Origin of the sequence: Pelomonas sp. Root1444, from assembly GCF_001426885.1 — a bacterium.
In the GTDB taxonomy this organism is placed as follows: domain Bacteria; phylum Pseudomonadota; class Gammaproteobacteria; order Burkholderiales; family Burkholderiaceae_C; genus Pelomonas.
This window is the reverse complement of record NZ_LMFP01000028.1, coordinates 672,628-690,212: the sequence shown is the minus strand read 5'-3', so window position 1 is coordinate 690,212 and position 17,585 is coordinate 672,628. Positions and strand designations below refer to the sequence as shown.

At 69.8% G+C, this 17,585-nt stretch carries 18 protein-coding genes; 11 read left to right on the top strand and 7 right to left on the bottom strand.

The genetic code is table 11. The annotated features are described in order from the left end of the window. Positions 1-171: 171 nt before the first annotated feature. The 3 genes from ASD35_RS20930 to ASD35_RS20920 are packed head-to-tail and all read left to right on the top strand — an operon-like array spanning position 172 to position 3,751. A complete protein-coding gene (locus tag ASD35_RS20930) occupies positions 172-1,209 on the top strand; it encodes an NAD(P)-dependent oxidoreductase (RefSeq protein WP_056876872.1) in 1,038 nt (345 codons plus the stop codon). Next, positions 1,206-2,639: a GMC oxidoreductase gene (locus ASD35_RS20925; RefSeq protein WP_056876871.1), complete on the top strand. Its 1,434-nt coding sequence runs from the start codon at positions 1,206-1,208 to the stop codon at positions 2,637-2,639. Before ASD35_RS20930 ends, ASD35_RS20925 begins: the two co-directional genes overlap by 4 nt. Then, entirely contained in the window at positions 2,636-3,751 is a 1,116-nt protein-coding gene (locus tag ASD35_RS20920; protein WP_056876870.1) for a glycosyltransferase family 1 protein, read from the top strand. The genes ASD35_RS20925 and ASD35_RS20920 overlap by 4 nt, the downstream gene beginning before the upstream one ends. A gap of 20 nt (positions 3,752-3,771) precedes the next feature. On the opposite strand, the gene ASD35_RS20915 is transcribed toward ASD35_RS20920, so the two are convergent. Genes ASD35_RS20915 through ASD35_RS20895 form a run of 5 tightly spaced genes read right to left on the bottom strand, consistent with a single transcriptional unit; the run spans position 3,772 to position 7,336 of the window. Beyond that, entirely contained in the window at positions 3,772-4,686 is a 915-nt protein-coding gene (locus ASD35_RS20915; RefSeq protein WP_056876869.1) for a glycosyltransferase family A protein, read from the bottom strand. Between the two features lie 10 nt (positions 4,687-4,696). After that, complete coding sequence (locus ASD35_RS20910; protein WP_056876868.1) at positions 4,697-5,416, bottom strand: hypothetical protein; 720 nt, start codon at positions 5,414-5,416, stop codon at positions 4,697-4,699. Further along, positions 5,413-6,270 carry a hydrolase 1, exosortase A system-associated gene (locus tag ASD35_RS20905; protein WP_056876867.1) on the bottom strand — a complete coding sequence of 286 codons (858 nt, stop codon included), beginning with the start codon at positions 6,268-6,270 and terminating at the stop codon, positions 5,413-5,415. The genes ASD35_RS20910 and ASD35_RS20905 overlap by 4 nt, the downstream gene beginning before the upstream one ends. Continuing rightward, positions 6,267-7,082 carry a hydrolase 2, exosortase A system-associated gene (locus tag ASD35_RS20900; protein ID WP_056876866.1) on the bottom strand — a complete coding sequence of 272 codons (816 nt, stop codon included), beginning with the start codon at positions 7,080-7,082 and terminating at the stop codon, positions 6,267-6,269. Before ASD35_RS20900 ends, ASD35_RS20905 begins: the two co-directional genes overlap by 4 nt. Continuing rightward, on the bottom strand, positions 7,079-7,336 hold the full coding sequence (locus ASD35_RS20895; protein WP_056876865.1) for an acyl carrier protein: 258 nt from the start codon (positions 7,334-7,336) through the stop codon (positions 7,079-7,081). The genes ASD35_RS20900 and ASD35_RS20895 overlap by 4 nt, the downstream gene beginning before the upstream one ends. A 141-nt stretch (positions 7,337-7,477) precedes the next feature. On the opposite strand from ASD35_RS20895, the gene ASD35_RS20890 reads away from it, so the two are divergent. Together ASD35_RS20890 and ASD35_RS20885 are read left to right on the top strand one after the other, a co-directional pair. After that, positions 7,478-9,076 (top strand): acyl-CoA ligase (AMP-forming), exosortase A system-associated, encoded by a 1,599-nt coding sequence (locus ASD35_RS20890; protein ID WP_056877459.1) that lies wholly within the window; start codon positions 7,478-7,480, stop codon positions 9,074-9,076. Further along, complete coding sequence (locus ASD35_RS20885) at positions 9,073-10,335, top strand: pyridoxal-dependent decarboxylase, exosortase A system-associated (protein ID WP_056876864.1); 1,263 nt, start codon at positions 9,073-9,075, stop codon at positions 10,333-10,335. The genes ASD35_RS20890 and ASD35_RS20885 overlap by 4 nt, the downstream gene beginning before the upstream one ends. On the opposite strand, the gene ASD35_RS20880 is transcribed toward ASD35_RS20885, so the two are convergent. Beyond that, positions 10,332-11,066, bottom strand: coding sequence for an arginyltransferase (locus tag ASD35_RS20880; protein WP_056876863.1), 735 nt, complete (start codon positions 11,064-11,066; stop codon positions 10,332-10,334). The genes ASD35_RS20885 and ASD35_RS20880 overlap by 4 nt on opposite strands. Beyond that, positions 11,063-11,794 (bottom strand): leucyl/phenylalanyl-tRNA--protein transferase, encoded by a 732-nt coding sequence (locus ASD35_RS20875; protein ID WP_056876862.1) that lies wholly within the window; start codon positions 11,792-11,794, stop codon positions 11,063-11,065. The genes ASD35_RS20880 and ASD35_RS20875 overlap by 4 nt, the downstream gene beginning before the upstream one ends. A 23-nt stretch (positions 11,795-11,817) precedes the next feature. On the opposite strand from ASD35_RS20875, the gene ASD35_RS20870 reads away from it, so the two are divergent. The 6 genes from ASD35_RS20870 (at position 11,818) to kdpC (ending at position 17,561) form a co-directional block, all read left to right on the top strand. Continuing rightward, positions 11,818-12,174, top strand: coding sequence for an arsenate reductase (locus ASD35_RS20870; RefSeq protein ID WP_056876861.1), 357 nt, complete (start codon positions 11,818-11,820; stop codon positions 12,172-12,174). Further along, entirely contained in the window at positions 12,174-12,878 is a 705-nt protein-coding gene (locus ASD35_RS20865) for a riboflavin synthase (RefSeq protein WP_056876860.1), read from the top strand. Before ASD35_RS20870 ends, ASD35_RS20865 begins: the two co-directional genes overlap by 1 nt. Positions 12,879-13,056: 178 nt before the next feature. Continuing rightward, on the top strand, positions 13,057-13,149 hold the full coding sequence (gene kdpF / locus ASD35_RS26775; RefSeq protein ID WP_082580316.1) for a K(+)-transporting ATPase subunit F: 93 nt from the start codon (positions 13,057-13,059) through the stop codon (positions 13,147-13,149). Further along, on the top strand, positions 13,146-14,933 hold the full coding sequence (gene kdpA, locus ASD35_RS20860; protein ID WP_056876859.1) for a potassium-transporting ATPase subunit KdpA: 1,788 nt from the start codon (positions 13,146-13,148) through the stop codon (positions 14,931-14,933). Before kdpF ends, kdpA begins: the two co-directional genes overlap by 4 nt. Then, positions 14,930-16,978, top strand: coding sequence for a potassium-transporting ATPase subunit KdpB (kdpB, locus tag ASD35_RS20855; RefSeq protein ID WP_056877458.1), 2,049 nt, complete (start codon positions 14,930-14,932; stop codon positions 16,976-16,978). Before kdpA ends, kdpB begins: the two co-directional genes overlap by 4 nt. Before the next feature lie 7 nt (positions 16,979-16,985). Then, the gene (gene kdpC / locus ASD35_RS20850) at positions 16,986-17,561 is read left to right on the top strand and encodes a potassium-transporting ATPase subunit KdpC (protein WP_056876858.1); all 576 of its coding nucleotides are present in this window, start codon (positions 16,986-16,988) and stop codon (positions 17,559-17,561) included. The last annotated feature ends 24 nt before the right edge of the window (positions 17,562-17,585 follow it).

Genomic DNA, 17,585 nt, shown 5'->3' with positions numbered 1-17,585 from the left:
GAGGGGGCATGCGTACCCCGCGATTGAGCAGGTCGTCACGCCGATTGCCCCTCGGCCGCCGATATGATCGCGCCCGACCCGACGGTCGGCGGTGGAGCGGACTGCCATCGACGCTTTGCGATCTCAGCCGATGAGACCGCCACCTCCTGTCCACACTCTCGATTCCACAAGATGCCTTTGCTCGATGCGCGTCCGTCGCGTTGCCTGATCACGGGTGCCACCGGCTTCATCGGTTCCCGCCTGCGAGAGCGGTTTGAAGCCCAAGGCCAGCAGGGCCATGTCGCCCTCGTCAGAAGCGCTGCAGCGGCCGCACAGCTGCTGGCCCAGGGCCGTCAGGCCGCCGTGGCGGACCTGCTGCAGCCGGCCGCAGTGGCACAAGGGCTTCAAGGCTGTGATGCCGTCATCCACCTGGCCCATGGTGACCGCGGTCCTCAGGCGACCCGGAACCTGGTGCAAGCCGCCGTAGCGCAGGGGGTGCGCCGGTTCGTGCACATCAGCACGATGTCCGTTCACGGGCCGGCACCTGGCATCGAGGCGGCGCGGGAGGAGACGGCGCGCATCGGCCGTTACGGCAACGAGTATTCCGACTCCAAGGCTGAGCAGGAGGAGATCGTTCAGGCGGCCATCGACCGGGGCGACCTGCGGGCGGTGATCCTGCGGCCGACCGTCGTCTATGGCCTCGGGGGGCATTTCGAGCTGCAGGTCATCCAGCAGGCCCGCGCGGGTGAGGTGACGATGTTTGACGACGGCGCGGGTGTCTGCAACGTGGTCTACGTCGACGATGTCTGCGACGCCATCGACGCGGCCTTGGTGAGTCAGGATGCCTTGGGGCAGGCGATGTTCATCAACGCCGACCGCGCCGTGAGCTGGGGCGAGTTCATCCGCCGCTTCGCCGCCATGGTGGAGCCGCCGCCGCGCCTCAAGAGCCTGTCGTCTGCCGAGGCCAAGCGTTACTGGGCCGAGCACCCGCCCGAGCCCCTCGGCGGCCTGCACAAGCGCCTGCTGCGCAAGCTCAAGCGCCTGGGCGGCTGGCGGCCACCGGTGGCGCCCTGGCCGCCGGAGGGGCGCGTGCTTCGCGAGACCTTCCCGATCACGTTTTCGAACGACAAGGCCAAGCGCCTGCTGGGCTGGGCGCCGCGTGTCGACTTTGAACAAGGTGTGATGCTGACGCATGAATGGCTGCGGGCAGCCGGCCACTTGAGCCGATGAAGCCGAAGGCGGTCATCGTCGGCGCCGGTCTGGGCGGCTGCATGTTGGCCCATGGGCTGCTCGATTCCCACGACGTCGTCATCATCGAGCGCGGCGCGGCCGCGGTGGACGGGCGCTACCCGGTGGTCGACGTCGGGCTGCCTGCCGTCACCGATCCGCACTTCGGCGCGGGCCTGGGCGGCTCCACGCAGCTCTGGCACAACGGCCTCATCGAGATCGACGAAGAGATCTTCGCGGCCCATTGGCCCTTTCCGAAGTCGGCGCTGGACCCGTACTACGACCAGGCTTTCGCGCTCTTGTCCGGCACCAGCCTCACGCGGGTCCGTGAGGCGATCGGCAAACTGCGCCAGCGCTATCGCGACATCGGCCTGCCGGACGGGTTGCTGCAGGGGCTGTACTACCCGCAGTGGCCGCGCAATGTGTGGGAGGCGCTGCAGCTGCAGGGGCGCGTGGAGGTCGTGCGCGCCGACGTTGTCGACTTCCAACTTGACGAGTCGGACGGCATCGCCAGCCTGACCGTTGCCGACGGCGAACTGCGCCGCCAGATCCCCGGTGATGTCTTCGTGCTTGCTGCCGGGGGGCTGTCCTCACCGGTGCTTCTGCAAAAGCTCGCGGCGCGCCGTCAGCTGCCCGCGTTGCGGCATGCGGGCGCCCACTACGAGGACCATCCCATGGGCTTCGTGGGCGAGGTGGAGGTCACGGTGCCGCTCTATCGGCTCTGGAATTACCGCGTGCCGGGCACGGACGGCAACCTGCGTCTGCCCCTGGTCGTCAAGCGGGCCGGGCTGCACATGTCCTTCCAGCTGCGGCCAGCCGCCAACTACTACCGCAACAGCCGCCGCGAGCGTGTGGGCAGCGTGTTGAACGACTTGCGCCGCAACCCGTGGAATCCATGGCGCTACTTGCAGCTTTTCAAGCACTGGGACGACGTGCTTGACATCCTGTCCTTCAAGTTCGGCATCCGCCTTCCCACGCGCCACTACACCTTGCTGTTGTGCGCGCAGATGCCGACGGCGCCAGAGCTTTCAATCTGGGGCGAGCAGGACAGTGCCAACGGCAGCGAACGGCGGCTGCGTCGCTGGCACCTGAGCGATGACTTCCGGCGCGACCTCGACGCCTCCGTCCAGGACGTGCTGGCCTGGCTGGCGCCGGTCACCAGGCGTGCGCGCGTCTTCGCCGAGTGGCAGAACGGCCTGAGCAGCGCCGCCCACCATTCCGGCACGGCGAGGCTGTCGACAGACGCCGACGCCGGCGTCTGTGATGCCGATGCCCGGGTCCATGGGCTTCGCAATTTGTTTGTCTGCGACGGTTCGCTCATCCCTTCGAGCGGCATTGCCAACACCGGCCTGACGATCGCGGCCTTGGCTTTGCGCCTCGCCGCACACCTGCGCCGCCGTCCGTACCGAACCCCGGAAGAATCCCGTCCATGAACGTGCATGTCGGAATGGTCGCCCGCACCTTGAACGTGCCGCATCTGCGCGGCACCGGGCGCTACGTGCAAGAGATCCTGCGCAACACGCGCCCGGCGGACGGCATCAGCTGGACCGCCTATGGGCACAACCCTTCCCAGCCATTTCGCGTGCCCGAGCCGTTGCTGGGCAACAGCGAGGTCTTCGACTTCCGCGGCGATCGCTTTCACCTCTGGGAGCAGCTCGGACTGCCGCTGAAGCTGCGCGGCTCCGGGGTGCAACTGCTGCACTGCGCCGAGAACACCGCGCCGATCTGGCAGCCCGTGCCGACCATCGTGACCATTCACGACACGGTGCCCTGGGAGGAGGAAACACACGGCCTGTTCCACCACTACATGCACGACGTGCAAAGCCTCGCTTTCAGGCGTTGCGCGGCGGTCATCACCATCAGTGAATCCTCGCGCCGGGACATCGCCGCGCGTTGGCCGTTCCTGGCCGACCGGCTGACCATCGTGCCCCACGGCATCGCGGACGAGTTCTTCAGCGATGTACGCGTGCCGCTGCCAGGTGCGCTGCAGCAGGCGCTCGGCAGTTCGCCCTATCTGCTCTACCTGGGCGGCGCCCAGCAGCGCAAGCGTTTCGACTGGGCACTCGAACTGCTGGCCCGCTGCGGCCGCGACGACCTTCACCTGGTCGGCTGTGGTTTTGGCGCCGGTACGCTGCCGCTGGACCGCATCCCGGAATCGCTGCGTGGTCGCGTTCACTTCACGCCTTTCCTGCAGGACAGCGAGCTCGTGACCCTGTACCGAGGGGCCAGGGCGGCCATCTACCCGACGCTGTATGAAGGCTTCGGCTTCCCTGCCGTCGAAGCGCAGGCTGCCGGAACGCCCGTCCTTTTCAGCCCGGTCAGCAGCCTGGTCGACCTGGTGGGGCCACTGGCATGGACGAACGCGCCGCTGGATTTCGACGCCTGGTTGGCGTCATTGCAGGAGGTGCTGTCGTTGCCGGACGCCGCCCGTGCCGCGCGCGCGGAGCAAGGTGTCGCCTGGGCGCGGCGCTTCTCCTGGCGCACTAGCGTGGAAGGCCATCTGGCGGTCTATCGCGATGTGCTGGAGCGCACGGCGCGCCGCTGACCGCCCCCCGACCGTCGCGCTCAGTGGTTCGGCACCAAGCGCCGGAACAATGACTTGCCGAACTTGTTCAGCGTCCGCGTGCGGTAGGGGCCGCGGATGAGCAGCTGCGCAAAGGTCTTGAGCCCCAGGCCAAGATCGCCTCTGGCGCAATGCGCGTCGGCGAAGTTGCACCAGCCGCGGTGCTGGAAGTTCTGCAACGCCTCGCGGTCGATGTCATGCCCCGGTGGGGCGCTCATGCCGAAGCGGCGGATCAGCTCTGCGCGCATCAACTCGGTGCTGTTGACACGCGGAATGCGGCGCGACAGCGAGACCGCATGTTGACGGTACAGCACGAAAGGTTCGGCCAGGCGAACGAAGCGGTGCTGGGTGCTTGCCCGCACGAGGTACTCCCAGTCGTCGGTCTGCTGGTCGTTCGTCAGGAACCCGCCCATGCGGTCCCAGGCGCTGCGGCGCCAGACCACCGACGAGGGCAGGGCATGGTTGTCCAGGATGAGGCGCGGGTAGATCCAGCCGGACAACGCCTCGTCGATGCGACCGCTGCGCGTCGAGCTGAAGAAATCCGGCCGTGGCTCGCCGTGCCAGACCTGGAACGCGGTGTAGCAGAAGTCGTGATCGGGTCGCGCTTGCAAGGCCTCCAGCTGCAGGCGCAGCTTCTCGGGGTGCCAGAGGTCGTCGGCATCCAGCAGCGCGACGAACTCGGAGTCCACCTCCGTCATGCCGCGATTGCGTGATCGGGACATGCCGCGGTTCTCTTGCGAGATGACGCGCACGCGGGGGTCGTCGAGCGCTGCGTTGGCGGCCGTCGCGTCGCGCGACCCGTCGTCGATGACGGTGACCTGCAGGTCACCAGCGGTCTGGTTCAGGGCTGAGCGGACCGTGTCTGCAATGAAGGCTTCGGCGTTGTAGGCAGGAACGACGATGTTGACGCGCGGCATGGAAGGGGATTCAGGGAGGTGTCTGCGAGGCGGCCGGGGCAGCGGATGCCGCTGCGTCCGCAGCGTCCGCGGGCAGCGGCTCTTTCCAACGGCCCGCCGAAGTCAATCGGTCACGCAACTCCGTGCGACGCATGCCGAGGGCCATGGCGCGATGGGCTTGCGCCAAGGCCTTGTCGTACAACTTCATGTCGAAATACAGCAGCCCCGCGTTGAAGTGCGTCAGGGGGTTGTCCTCGGCCTGCTGCACGACGTAGTCCAGGAACTTCAGCGCTTCCTCGATGCGGTTGCGCCGCGCCAGGAAGCTCACGTACAGCATGCGAAAAACCAGGTCGTCCGGCGCGAAAGCCATGCCACGAGCGAAATAGCACTCGACGGTCATGTCGGTGCCAAAAGCAGGATCGGCCTTCTCCTTGGCAGCCAGGCGCTCGACGGTGTAGATCGCCCGTGGGTGGTTGGGAAAGACAGCCAGCGTGTAGCCAATGTCGTTGCCGAAGGGGCCCGTGGCGCCCTTGGTCAACGTTTCGACGCCGCGGGTGAAGTGGGCGTTCTCCACGAGCGCGCGCTGCGACGGGTGCGCGGTCCGGTAGTCGAACGGGCCATATTGGTTGTGTGTCTCGCCGCAGCCGGGCGGGGCCGGCGCACGGTTCGGTTGCGCGGCCAGCGGCAGTGCAGCCAATGCCAGCGCCACCGCTGCGGCGCTTGCCGGCCAGCGCCGCAGCGCGAGCTTCATGTTCGAGGTGCTAGGCATCGTGTCCTCAACCAGTCCAAACAGATGCGGCATTGGGCGTCCTGATCCTCGAGCGTCGAAAACGTGTGATCGGCCGTCGGCATCTCGTGCAGGACCAGAGTCGGTCGTGCCAGCAAGCCCTGCCAAGCCGGCGAAGACCCGGCCCAGCCGGCGAATTCGCGCGCAGTGTAGTCATCCCCACTCAACACCAGCAGCGCCGGCCCGTCGAAGCCGCGCAGGCCGGCGGCCATGCGGTCCTGGAAGCTGCGCGAGTCCGCCGTCTTGCTGCCGGCCCCGCGGGCCAGGCGTAGGTTGCTGCCCAGCGTGCGCAGCGCGGTCGTGCCGACGCCGCCGCTCAGCAGCTTGAGCCAGAACTCCTTCTCGCGCAGGCGGCGCCAGTAGTAGTGCTTCACGTGCGTCTGGGCCAGGCTCGCCGCCGAGCGGGCCCAGGGGTTCAGCAGGGCGATGCCCGCAACGCGTGGGTCGCGGGTCGAGTCCAGATAGAGCAGGGCGGCCGAAGCCGCATCGCACAGGCCCCACAGGGCCACGCGCTTCAGCGCGGGGCGGGCCGCCAGCAGGGCGGTGATGGCGGCCGCGATGTCGGCATCCACGCCGAGGAAGTCGCGCGCCTCGCCGGGGCTGTCACCCATGCCGCGGTAGTCGAAGCGCAGCGCCGCGAACCCGTTGGCGGCCAGGTGACGGGCCAGCAGGGTGAACTGGCGGTGGCTGCCGACCCGGTACTGCGGGCCGCCGACGATGATGAGCACGCCGACCTCGGCCGGCGTGCCGTCCGGCTCCGCCAGGATGCCGACCAGCGGCTCTCCTTCGCAGGTGAAGCTCAACACCGACTCGTTCACGACAGCGCCTCCACCGTCCGGGCGATCAGCGCCGGTGCGAGTTCGATCTCGCTGGTGGCCCAGAAGCCCGGGCCTTGGACGATCTGCGCCTGCACGGACCAGCCGGCGTCCTGCCACGCCTTGACGGCCTGTTCATTGACGGGTGTCAGCGTTGCGTCCTCGCGGGTGCTGACCTCCAGCCATTCGACCCGGCCAGCCGTGCCGGCGGGCGCGAGCTTCGCGGCTTCCAACCCTGCGGCGAGCGACGGGCCCAGCCGGTAGCCGGCGATCTCGACCGGGCGGCCGGCGGCCAGCTCGGCCTTCATCTGGTCCATCAACCCCTTGCTGGCGCCGCTGGCCATCTCGGCCGCCAGCTTCAGGCGCAGGAACTGCTGCAGCGCGAGCTTGCCGTTCGTCATCGGTTGCCAGAACAGATGGTTCACCGGCCGGCCCCAGTCGGCGGCGGCCAGCAGGCAGCCGGCGCGCAGGCCCCAGAGCCAAAGGGGTGCGCCGGGCACGCGACGGTCCAGTTCGGCCAGGCCCAGCCGCACGTCGGCCTGCCAGTCGGCCCAGCCGGCGTCGCCGAAGTCGGCGGATGAATCGCCGCAGCCGCGCAGGTCGATCTGCAGCACCGCATGCCCGGCCTCGGCGAGCGCGCGACAGGCCAGGGCGGCCAAGCGGCGCGACTTGTTCATCTCCTCGGCGAACGGGTGCAGGTAGAGCAGCTTGCCGCGCGGCGCGCCCTGAAACGCGGAGGATGGGGCGTGGAACAGGCAAAGCCGCTGCTCGCCGCCGGCGGCGGGCAGGAAGAAGACGTCGGGGTGAGAGGTCAACCCTGGCGGGCGGCGACGAAGTCCGCCAGCGAGCCCACGGTGGCAAAGGTGTCGCCGTCGATGTCGTCATCGTCGACGACGATGCCCAGCTGCTCCTCCATCGCGGTGATCAGGCTGACCACGGCCATCGAGTCCAGCTCGGGCAGGGCGCCGAGCAGGGCGGTGTCGCGGGTGAAGGTCTGGGCGCGGCCGTTCAGGCTCAGCACGTCGTCGAGAAGCCGCAGCACATGGCTGAGGACTTGGTCTTTGTCCATTGAGGGGGCCCGTCTAGCCTTGAAAATGCAGCCGCGCAGTTTAGCGGGCGGCCCCCTCGGCTCCGGGGAGCGCACCCCTTGGCCTCGGGGGCGCGTGCGATACTTTTTTCCCGCTTCTTGCCCTCCTTCCGGCCGCGCTTCATGCCCGAATCGACCCTGTTGAACGAGTTGGTGGCCGTTGCCGCCGAGCGCACGCCGGATGCCCCGGCCCTGACCTACGGCGCGGTAACGCTGAGCTACGGCGAGCTGGACGCGGCGGTGCGCGGCTTTGCCAGCGGCCTGATGCAGCTGGGCCTGGCCCGCGGCGAGCGCGTGGCGATCTACCTGGAAAAGCGCTTCGAGACGGTGGTCGCCAGCTTCGGCGCGCCTGCGGCTGGCGGCGTGTTCGTGCCGCTGAACCCGCTGCTCAAGCCCGAGCAGGTCGGCTTCATCCTGCAGGACTGCGACGTGCGCGTGCTGGTCACTTCGCCCGAGCGCCTGGCGCAACTGGGCGACGTGCTGACGCAGTGCCCGTCGCTGCGCCATGTGGTGCTGACCAGCGGCATCGGCTCGGCCCCGGTGCCGGTGCACGACTGGGCTGCGCTGCTGGCCGCGCCCGCCCGCGCCGGCCACCGCGTCATCGATACCGACATGACGGCCATCCTCTACACCTCGGGCTCGACCGGCCGGCCCAAGGGCGTCGTGCTGTCCCACCGCAACATGGTGGCCGGCGGCAAGAGCGTGGCGAGCTACCTGGACAACCGCGCCAGCGACACACTGTTGGCGGCGCTGCCGCTGTCCTTCGATGCCGGCTTCAGCCAGCTGACCACCGCCTTCCACAGCGGCGCCCGCGTCGTGCTGCTGAACTACCTGCTGCCCAAGGACGTGCTCAAGGCCATGGAGCGCGAGAAGGTGACCGGGCTGACCGCCGTGCCGCCGCTGTACATCCAGCTGACGCAGCTGGAATGGCCCGCCGCCATCGACGCCCACCTGCGCTACTTCGCCAACACCGGCGGGCGCATGCCGCGCGCGACGCTGGACCTGCTGCGCGCCAAGGCGCCGTCGGCCAAGCCCTTCCTGATGTACGGCCTGACCGAAGCCTTCCGCTCGACCTACCTGCCGCCCGAGGAGGTCGACCGCAGGCCGGACTCCATCGGCAAGGCGATTCCCAACGCCGAGATCCTCGTGCTGCGCGAGGACGGCAGCGAATGCGCACCCGACGAGCCGGGCGAGCTGGTGCACCGCGGTGCCCTCGTCGGCCTGGGCTACTGGAACGACGCCGAGAAGACGGCCGAGCGCTACAAGCCGCTGCCTGTCGTGGGATCAGGCGTCGGCGGCCGCGAGAGCGGGCTGCAGCTGCCCGAGTTCGCGGTGTTCTCGGGCGACACGGTGAAGCGCGATGCCGAAGGCTTCCTGTACTTCGTCGGCCGCCGCGACGAGATGATGAAGACCTCGGGCTACCGTGTGAGCCCCACCGAGGTCGAGGAAGTGTTGTACGCGACCGGGCTGGTCGGCGAGTGCGTGGCCTTCGGTGTCGACCATGACACGCTGGGCCAGGCCATCCAGGTCATCGCGACACCACCGGAAGGCGCGGCCGAGCTGGACACCGCGGCGCTGCTGGCCGCCTGCAAGGCGCGCATGCCGGCCTACATGGTGCCGCACGGCATCGCCGTCCGCAGCGGCCCGCTGCCGCGCAACCCCAACGGCAAGATCGACCGCAAGACCCTCTCGACCGACTGGGTCGAACGCCAAGCCGCATGACCGAACAAGCCCCTCCCAAGCGTGTGCTCGAGCACGCTCCCGTGCTCTTTCCCCGCGACGCCAACGGCGAGCTGCTGGTCGGCGGCCAGCGCCTGTCGGTGCTGGCCGAGCGGGTCGGCCAGACGCCGTTCTATGCCTATGACCGCGGGCTGCTGCAACGCCGCGTCGCCGAGTTGCGCGCGGCGCTGCCGCAAGGCATCGAGCTGCACTACGCGATGAAGGCCAACCCGATGCCGGCGCTGGTGCAGCTGATGGCCGGGCTGGTGGACGGCATCGACGTGGCCTCGGCGGGCGAGCTGCAGGTGGCGCTGAACGCTGGGGCCGACCCGCACGAGATCAGCTTTGCCGGCCCGGGCAAACGCGACATCGAGCTGGGCCAGGCGGTCGCGGCGGGTGTGCTGGTCAACGTGGAATCGGTGCGTGAACTGGCGCCGCTGGCGCGCGCCTCCCAGCGCCTGGGCCTGCCGGCCCGCGTCGCGCTGCGCGTGAACCCCGACTTCGAGCTGAAGGGCTCGGGCATGCGCATGAGCGGCGGCCCGAAGCAGTTCGGCATCGATGCCGAGGCGCTGCCCGAGGTGCTGGCCGAGGTCGGCCGCCTGGGCGGCGACGGTATCGCCTTCGAGGGCTTCCACCTGTTCGCCGGCTCGCAGAACCTCAAGGCCGAGGCGATCTGCGAGGCGCAGCAGAAGAGCTACGAGCTGGCGCTGCGGCTGGCCGAGGCGGCGCCTTCGCCGGTCAAGTTCCTGAACCTGGGCGGCGGCTTCGGCATTCCCTACTTCCCCGGCGAGACGCGGCTGGACCTGGCGCCCATCGCCGACAACCTCGCGGCGCTGCAGGCCCGCGCCAAGGCCGACCTGCCGCAGGCCAAGCTGGTCATCGAACTGGGCCGTTACTTCGTCGGCGAGGCGGGCGTCTATGTCAGCCGCGTGGTCGACCGCAAGGTCTCGCGCGGCCAGGTTTTCCTGGTGGCGGATGGCGGGCTGCACCACCACCTGTCGGCGTCCGGCAACTTCGGGCAGGTGCTGCGCAAGAACTACCCGGCGTCAGTCGAGCCGCAGGGCCGCAAGGAGTCGGCGACGGAGGCTGCCAGTGTCGTCGGCCCGCTGTGCACACCGCTGGACCTGCTGGCCGACCGCATGGACATGGCGCGCGGCGAGATCGGTGACCTGGCGGTCGTCTACCAGAGCGGTGCCTACGGTCGCAGCGCCAGCCCCGAAGGTTTCCTGGGCCACCCGGCGGTCGCTGAAGTGCTGGTTTAAGGGGCGTCTGCCCAGACGCCGTTCTGCAGGATCTGGTGCGGCCGGAAGCCGGCCTTGTAGGCCATCTTGGGGCTCTCCGCGATCCAGTAGCCCAGGTAGAGGTGGCTGAGCTTGAGTTCGCGCGCCTGGCTGATCTGCCACAGCACGCCGTAGGTGCCGAAGCTGCCTTCGACGTCCGGGTCGTAGAAGGTGTAGACCGCCGACAGGCCGTCGCTGAGGATGTCGAGGATGGACACCATGCGCAGTGGGGTGCTGCCGTCCGGCATGGGCTCGCGGAACTCGACGAGGCGGGAGTTGATGCGGGATTGCAGCAGGAACTGGGTGTACTGGTCGACGCTGTCGTGGTCCATGCCGCCGCCGCTGTGCCGCCCGGCCTGGTAGCGCAGGTAGAGCGCGTAGTGCTCGGGCGAATAGCCCAGGCGCATGACCTTGGCCTGCAGGTGGCGGTGGGCCTTCCACGCCCGTTTCTGGCTGCGGTTGGGCTCGAAACGGCCGACCGGCACGCGCAGCGCGATGCAGGCTTGGCATTGGTCGCAGTAGGGGCGGTAGGTGAACAAGCCGCTGCGGCGAAAGCCCGCGGCGACCAGGTTGGAATAGGCGTCGGCGTGGATCAGGTGGCTGGGCGTCGCCACCTGCGAGCGCGCCTGGCGGCCTGCCACGTAGCTGCACGGGTAGGCGGCCGTGGCATAGAACTGGATCTGCGCGAGGGGCAGTTCTTTGGGGTGGGTCACGTTGGGTTCAGCAGCCGGTGCCAGTAGGCCGGATGATAGGTCCAGGGCCCCGGCGTGGCTTCGCCTGCATGGGCGGCCAGGTGGGCTTCGAACACGCTTCGGGGCACTTCCGCGGCGCCCAGCGAGGCCAGGTGGCGGGTGTTCTGCTGGCAGTCGATCCACGGGATGCCGAATTCGCGGCACAGGCAGACCAGCGCGCACAGCGCGATCTTGGAGGCGTCCGTGCGGCGCATGAACATCGATTCGCCGTAGAACATGCGCCCGAGGTTGACGCCGTACAGGCCGCCGACGAGCTCGCCGTCCACCCAAGTCTCGACGCTGTGCATGGCCGGCCAGGCCAGGTAGGCCGCCTGCAGCTCCGGCACGATCCAGGTGCCCGCCTGTCCTTCGCGCGGCGCGCTGGCGCAGGCGCGCAGCACGGCGTCGCGGTCGTGGTCGACGCGGATCTCGCAGCCCGGCGTGGCGGCAAAGCGCTGCACCGCCTTGCGCAGCGAGCGCGACAGCTTGAAGCCGGTCGTCTTCAGCACCATGCGCGGGTCGGGCGCCCACCACAGCGGCGGCTGGCCGGGGCCGTACCAGGGGAAGATGCCGCGGCTGTAGGCCGCCTGCAGGCGTTCGGGGGTCAGCGTGCCACCCGCAGCGAGCAGCCCCGGCGCGTCGGTCTCGGGACCGAGCGCGCGGTGGCTCGGCGGGAAGTCCAGGGAGTCCTCGTCCAGCCAGTCGATCATGGCGACATGGTAAGTTGGCGGCCATGATCACCGTCTACGGCATCCCCAACTGCGACACCGTCAAGCGCGCCCGCGCCTGGCTGGCCGACCAAGGCCTGCAAACCACCTTTCACGACTTCAAGAAGCAGGGCGTCCCGGCCGCCGAGCTGCCCGCCTGGCTGCAGGCCTTCGGCCGCGACAAGCTCGTCAACCGCGCCGGCACGACCTGGCGCAAGCTCGGCGACGCGGCCAAGGCCGGCGTCGTCGACGACGCTTCCGCCACGGCGCTGATGCTGGCCGAGCCCAGCGTCATCAAGCGACCCGTCGTGCGCTGGGCGGACGGCAGCTTGACGCTGGGTTTCACGCCCGAGGTGTTCGCCGCCAAGCAAGGAGCGCGCTGATGTTCACCGGCATCGTCCAGGGCGTCGCCCGTGTTGAATCCATCGACGCCCGCGAGGGCTTGCACACGCTGGCGCTGAAGCTGCCGGCCGGCTTCGACGCGGACCTGGCCATCGGCGCCAGCGTCTCCTGCGACGGCGTCTGCCTGACCGTCACCGGGCGGCCGGCGCCGGACACCGCGCTGTTCGACGTGATGGCGCAGACGCTGAACCTGACGACGTTGGGCGCGCTGAAGGTGGGCTCCGGCCTGAACGTCGAGCGCGCGGCGAGGGAGGGCGTCGAGATCGGCGGCCACCCGCTGTCGGGCCATGTCGACGTGTCCGCCCGCATCGCCGAGATCCGCAAGCCCGACAACAACCATGTCATCCGCTTCGCCGTGCCGGCGCCGTGGATGCGCTATGTGTTTGCCAAGGGCTACATCGGCGTCAACGGCTGCAGCTTGACCGTGGCCGAGGCCCGGCGCGAGCGCGACGGCTCGGGCTGGTTCGAGGTCTGGCTCATCCCCGAGACGCTGCGCATGACGACCTTTGGCGACAAGGCGGTGGGCGACGCCATCCACATCGAGATCGATCGCAGCACGCAGGTCGTCGTCGACACCGTGCGCGACGCGCTGGACGAGAAGCTGGGCCCGCTGCTGCCGGTGCTGGAAGCGATCGCGCGGGAGCGCGGCATCGACCTGACCCAGCTTGCCATCGGCAAGTCTTGATGCTTTCTTGATGCCCTTCGCCTCGATCTTGTCGAGGCGTTGAGGGCGCGGTTTCCAGAATGGCCTCCATCGCAATGGAGGTGTTCATGGACATCGTGTTTCTGGGTCTGGGCGCGGCACTCGCGCTGCTGACGGGGCTCGCGGCCTGGGGCTGCGAGCGTTTGGCGAGGCGCAAGCCATGACCGGCTTCGAACTCGCCGCCGGCGTGCTCGTCGTCGGGCTGGTGGGCTACCTGTTCTGGGCGCTGCTGTTCCCGGAGGACTTGTCATGAGCAGCGCTGCCTGGGGCCAACTGATCGCCTTCCTGGCGGTGCTGCTCGCGCTGGCCTGGCCGGTGTCGCGCTGGATCCACGCCGTCATGGAGGGCCGCGTCGCGCCGTTGCAGCGCCTGGAGCGCCCACTGCTGCGCCTGGCCGGCGTGGACGGTGGCGAGCAAGGCTGGCTGCGCTACGCCCTCGGCCTGCTGCTTTTCAATGCGCTCGGCGTCGTCGCCGTCTACGCGCTGCAGCGCCTGCAGCATCTGCTGCCGCTGAACCCGCAAGGCTTTGCCGCCGTGTCGCCCGACTCGGCCTTCAACACCGCCATCAGCTTCGTCACCAACACCAACTGGCAGGGCTACGGTGGCGAGACGACGATGAGCCACCTCACGCAGATGCTGGCGCTGACGGTGCAGAACTTCCTGTCCGCCGCCACCGGCATCGCCGTCGTCATGGCGTTGCTGCGCGGCTTTGCGCGCCATGGCGGGGACTCGACGCCCCCAGGCCAGGGACAAGCCCTGGCCACCCCCCGAGGGGGTCAAGGAAGCTTGGGGCGGCCCGGCGCTTCCTTGGCCATCGGCAACGTCTGGGCCGACCTGACCCGCGCGACGCTGTGGGTGCTGTTGCCGCTGGCCCTCGTCTTCGCCATCGCGCTGGCGGGCCTGGGCGTCGTGCAGACGCTGGAGGCCAGCCGCCATGTCGTCACGCTGGAAGGCCAGGGTCAGACGCTGTCCGTCGGGCCGGTCGCGTCCCAGCTGGCGATCAAGATGCTGGGCACCAATGGCGGCGGCTTCTTCAACGCCAACTCGGCCCATCCGTTCGAGAACCCCAGCGCGCTGACGAACGCGCTGCAGATGCTGTCCATCTTCCTGATCCCCGCGGCGCTGTGCTTCGTCATGGGCCGGCAGGTGGGCGACATGCGCCAGGGCTGGGCGGTGCTGGGCGCGATGACGGCGATCTTCGTCGTCGCCGTCGTCGTGGCGACCGGCGCCGAGCAGGCCGGCAACCCGCGGCTGGCGGCGCTGGGCGTGGACGCCACCGCCAGCGCCACCCAGCCGGGCGGCAACATGGAAGGCAAGGAGGCGCGCTTCGGCATCGAGGCCTCGTCGCTGTTCGCCGTCATCACGACGGCCGCGAGCTGCGGCGCCGTCAACGCGATGCACGACAGCTTCACGCCGCTGGGCGGCGCGGTGCCGCTGGTCATGATGCAGCTCGGCGAGGTGGTCTTCGGCGGCGTCGGCGCGGGCCTGTACGGCATGCTGGTGTTCGCGATGCTGGCCGTGTTCGTGGCCGGCCTGATGATCGGCCGCACGCCCGAGTACCTCGGCAAGAAGATCGAGGTGGCGGAGATGAAGATGATGTCCCTGGCCATCCTGCTGACGCCGCTGGCCGTGCTGGTCGGCACGGCGCTGGCGGTGCTGGTGGAGCCCGGCAGGGCGGGCATCTCGGCGCCCGGCGCACACGGCTTCAGCCAGGTGCTGTACGCGCTGTCCTCGGCCGGCAACAACAACGGCAGCGCCTTCGCCGGCCTGTCGGCCAACACGCCCTTCTACAACGTGCTGATCGGCCTGGTGATCTGGATCGGCCGCTTCGGCGTCATCGTGCCGGTGCTGGCGATGGCCGGCTCGCTGGCGGCCAAGAAGCGCCTCGCCGCCGGCGAGGGCACGCTGCCCACGCACGGGCCGCTCTTCATCGCGCTGCTGATCGGCGTGGTGATGCTGGTGGGCTTGCTGAACTATGTGCCCGCCCTGGCCCTGGGCCCGGTCGTCGAGCACCTGATCCTGTGGAGCGCGGCATGAATCGCACCTTCTCCTTGTTCGACCCGCGGCTGGCCCGCCAGGCGCTGGGTGAGTCCGTCGCCAAGCTGGACCCGCGCGTGCAGCTGCGCAACCCGGTGATGTTCGTCGTCTACCTGGGCAGCGCGTTCACGACGGCCCTGGCCATCGCGCGGCCGGGTGGCTTCACCATCGCCGTCACGCTGTGGCTGTGGTTCACGGTGCTGTTCGCCAACTTCGCCGAGGCGCTGGCCGAAGGGCGCAGCAAGGCCCAGGCGGCGTCGCTGCGCGGGCTCAAGAAAGAGACCTGGGCCAAGGTGCTGGACGACTGGCAGGCCCGCGCCCCGCGCGACGCGCTGAGGTGGCACCCGCGCGAGGCCGGCACGCTGCGCAAGGGCGAGGTCGTGCTCATCGAAGCCGGCGACGTCGTGCCCGCGGACGCCGAGGTCGTCGACGGCGTCGCGTCGGTCGACGAGAGCGCCATCACGGGTGAATCCGCACCCGTCATCCGCGAGTCCGGCGGCGACTTCTCGGCGCTGACCGGCGGCACGCGCGTGCTGTCCGACTGGGTCGTGGCCCGCGTGGCCGTCAACCCGGGCGAGACCTTCGTCGACCGCATGATCGCGATGGTCGAGAACGCCAAGCGCAAGAAGACGCCCAACGAGATCGCGCTGACCATCCTGCTGGTGGCGCTGACGCTGGTGTTCCTCGGCGTCGTCGCGACGCTGCTGCCGTTCTCGCAGTTCAGCGTGGCCGTCGCCGGCTCCGGCGAGCCGGTGGGCCTGGTCGTGCTCGTCGCGCTGCTGGTCTGCCTGATCCCCACCACCATCGCCGGCCTGCTGTCGGCCGTGGGCGTGGCGGGCATGAGCCGCATGCTGCAGGCCAACGTCATCGCCACCTCTGGCCGCGCCGTGGAGGCCGCGGGCGACGTGGACGTGCTGCTGCTGGACAAGACCGGCACCATCACGCTGGGCAACCGCCAGGCCGACGCCTTCTGGCCGCTGGACGGCACGTCGGAGGCGCAGCTGGCCGACGCCGCGCGCCTGGCCTCGCTGGCCGACGAGACGCCCGAGGGCCGCAGCATCGTGGCGCTGGCCGATCGCAAGTTCGGCGCGGCACCGGCCGGCGAGCGCGGCGAGTTCGTGCCCTTCACGGCGCAGACGCGCATGAGCGGCGTGGACTTCGGCACGCGCCGCATCCGCAAGGGCGCCGGCAGCGCGGTGCGCGCGCACATCGAGGCGCTGGGCGGCCGCTGGCCGGCCGGCGTGCAGGCCTTGGTCGACGAAGCGGCCCGCCGCGGCAGCACGCCGCTGGTGGTCGCGGACGACGCGCACATCCTCGGCGTCGTCGAGCTGAAGGACATCGTCAAGCCGGGCATCAAGGAGCGCTTCGTGCAGCTGCGCCGCATGGGCATCAAGACCGTCATGGTCACCGGCGACAACCGGCTCACGGCCGCGGCCATCGCGGCGGAGGCCGGCGTGGACGACTTCCTCGCCGAGGCCACGCCCGAGGCCAAGCTGGCGCTGATCCGCGAGCACCAGTCGCAGGGCCGGCTGGTGGCCATGACCGGCGACGGCACCAACGACGCGCCGGCGCTGGCCCAGGCCGACGTGGCCGTCGCGATGAACACCGGCACCCAGGCCGCCAAGGAGGCCGGCAACATGGTGGACCTCGACAGCAACCCGACCAAGCTCATCGAGGTCGTCGAGACGGGCAAGCAGATGCTGATGACGCGCGGGTCGCTGACGACCTTCAGCATCGCCAACGACCTGGCCAAGTACTTCGCCGTGCTGCCGGCAGCCTTCGTGTCGACCTACCCGCAGCTGGCGGCGCTGAACGTCATGCGGCTGGGCAGCCCCAACTCGGCCATCCTCTCCGCCGTCATCTTCAACGCGCTGATCATCGTCGTGCTGATCCCGCTGGCGCTCAAGGGCGTGCGCTACCGCGCCATCGGCGCCGCCGCGCTGCTGCGCCGCAACCTGGCGGTCTACGGCCTGGGCGGCGTCATCGCGCCCTTCATCGGCATCAAGGCCATCGACCTGTTGCTGGTGGCCCTCCACCTCGCTTGAGGCAACCATGAACACCCAACTCCGCCCCGCGCTGACGCTCTTCGTGCTGCTCAGCCTCATCACCGGCCTGGCCTACCCGCTGGCCGTCACCGGCATCGCGCAGACGCTGTTCCCGCGCCAGGCCAACGGCAGCCTCGTCGAACGCAATGGCCAGCCCGTCGGCTCCGGGTTGATCGGCCAGGCCTTCACCGACCCCGGCCATTTCTGGAGCCGCCCGTCCGCCACGGCGCCCACGCCCTACAACGCGGCCAACTCCGGCGGCTCCAACCTCGCGCCGACGGCACCGGCGCTGGCCGAGGCCGTGCAGGCCCGCATCGCGGCGCTGCGCGCGGCCGACCCCGGCAACACCGCACCGGTGCCGGTGGACCTCGTCACCGCCTCGGCCAGCGGCCTGGACCCGCACATCAGCCGCGCCGCCGCCGACTATCAGGCGGCCCGCGTGGCCCGCGCGCGCGGCCTGCCGGTGCCGGCGGTGAGCGCCCTCGTCGCCCAGCACACCGAGGGCCGCTGGCTGGGCTTCGTCGGCGAGCCGCGCGTCAACGTGCTGGCGCTGAACCTCGCGCTGGAGGGCCTCGCCAGGTGATGGCGGCATGCGAGGATGGCGCGA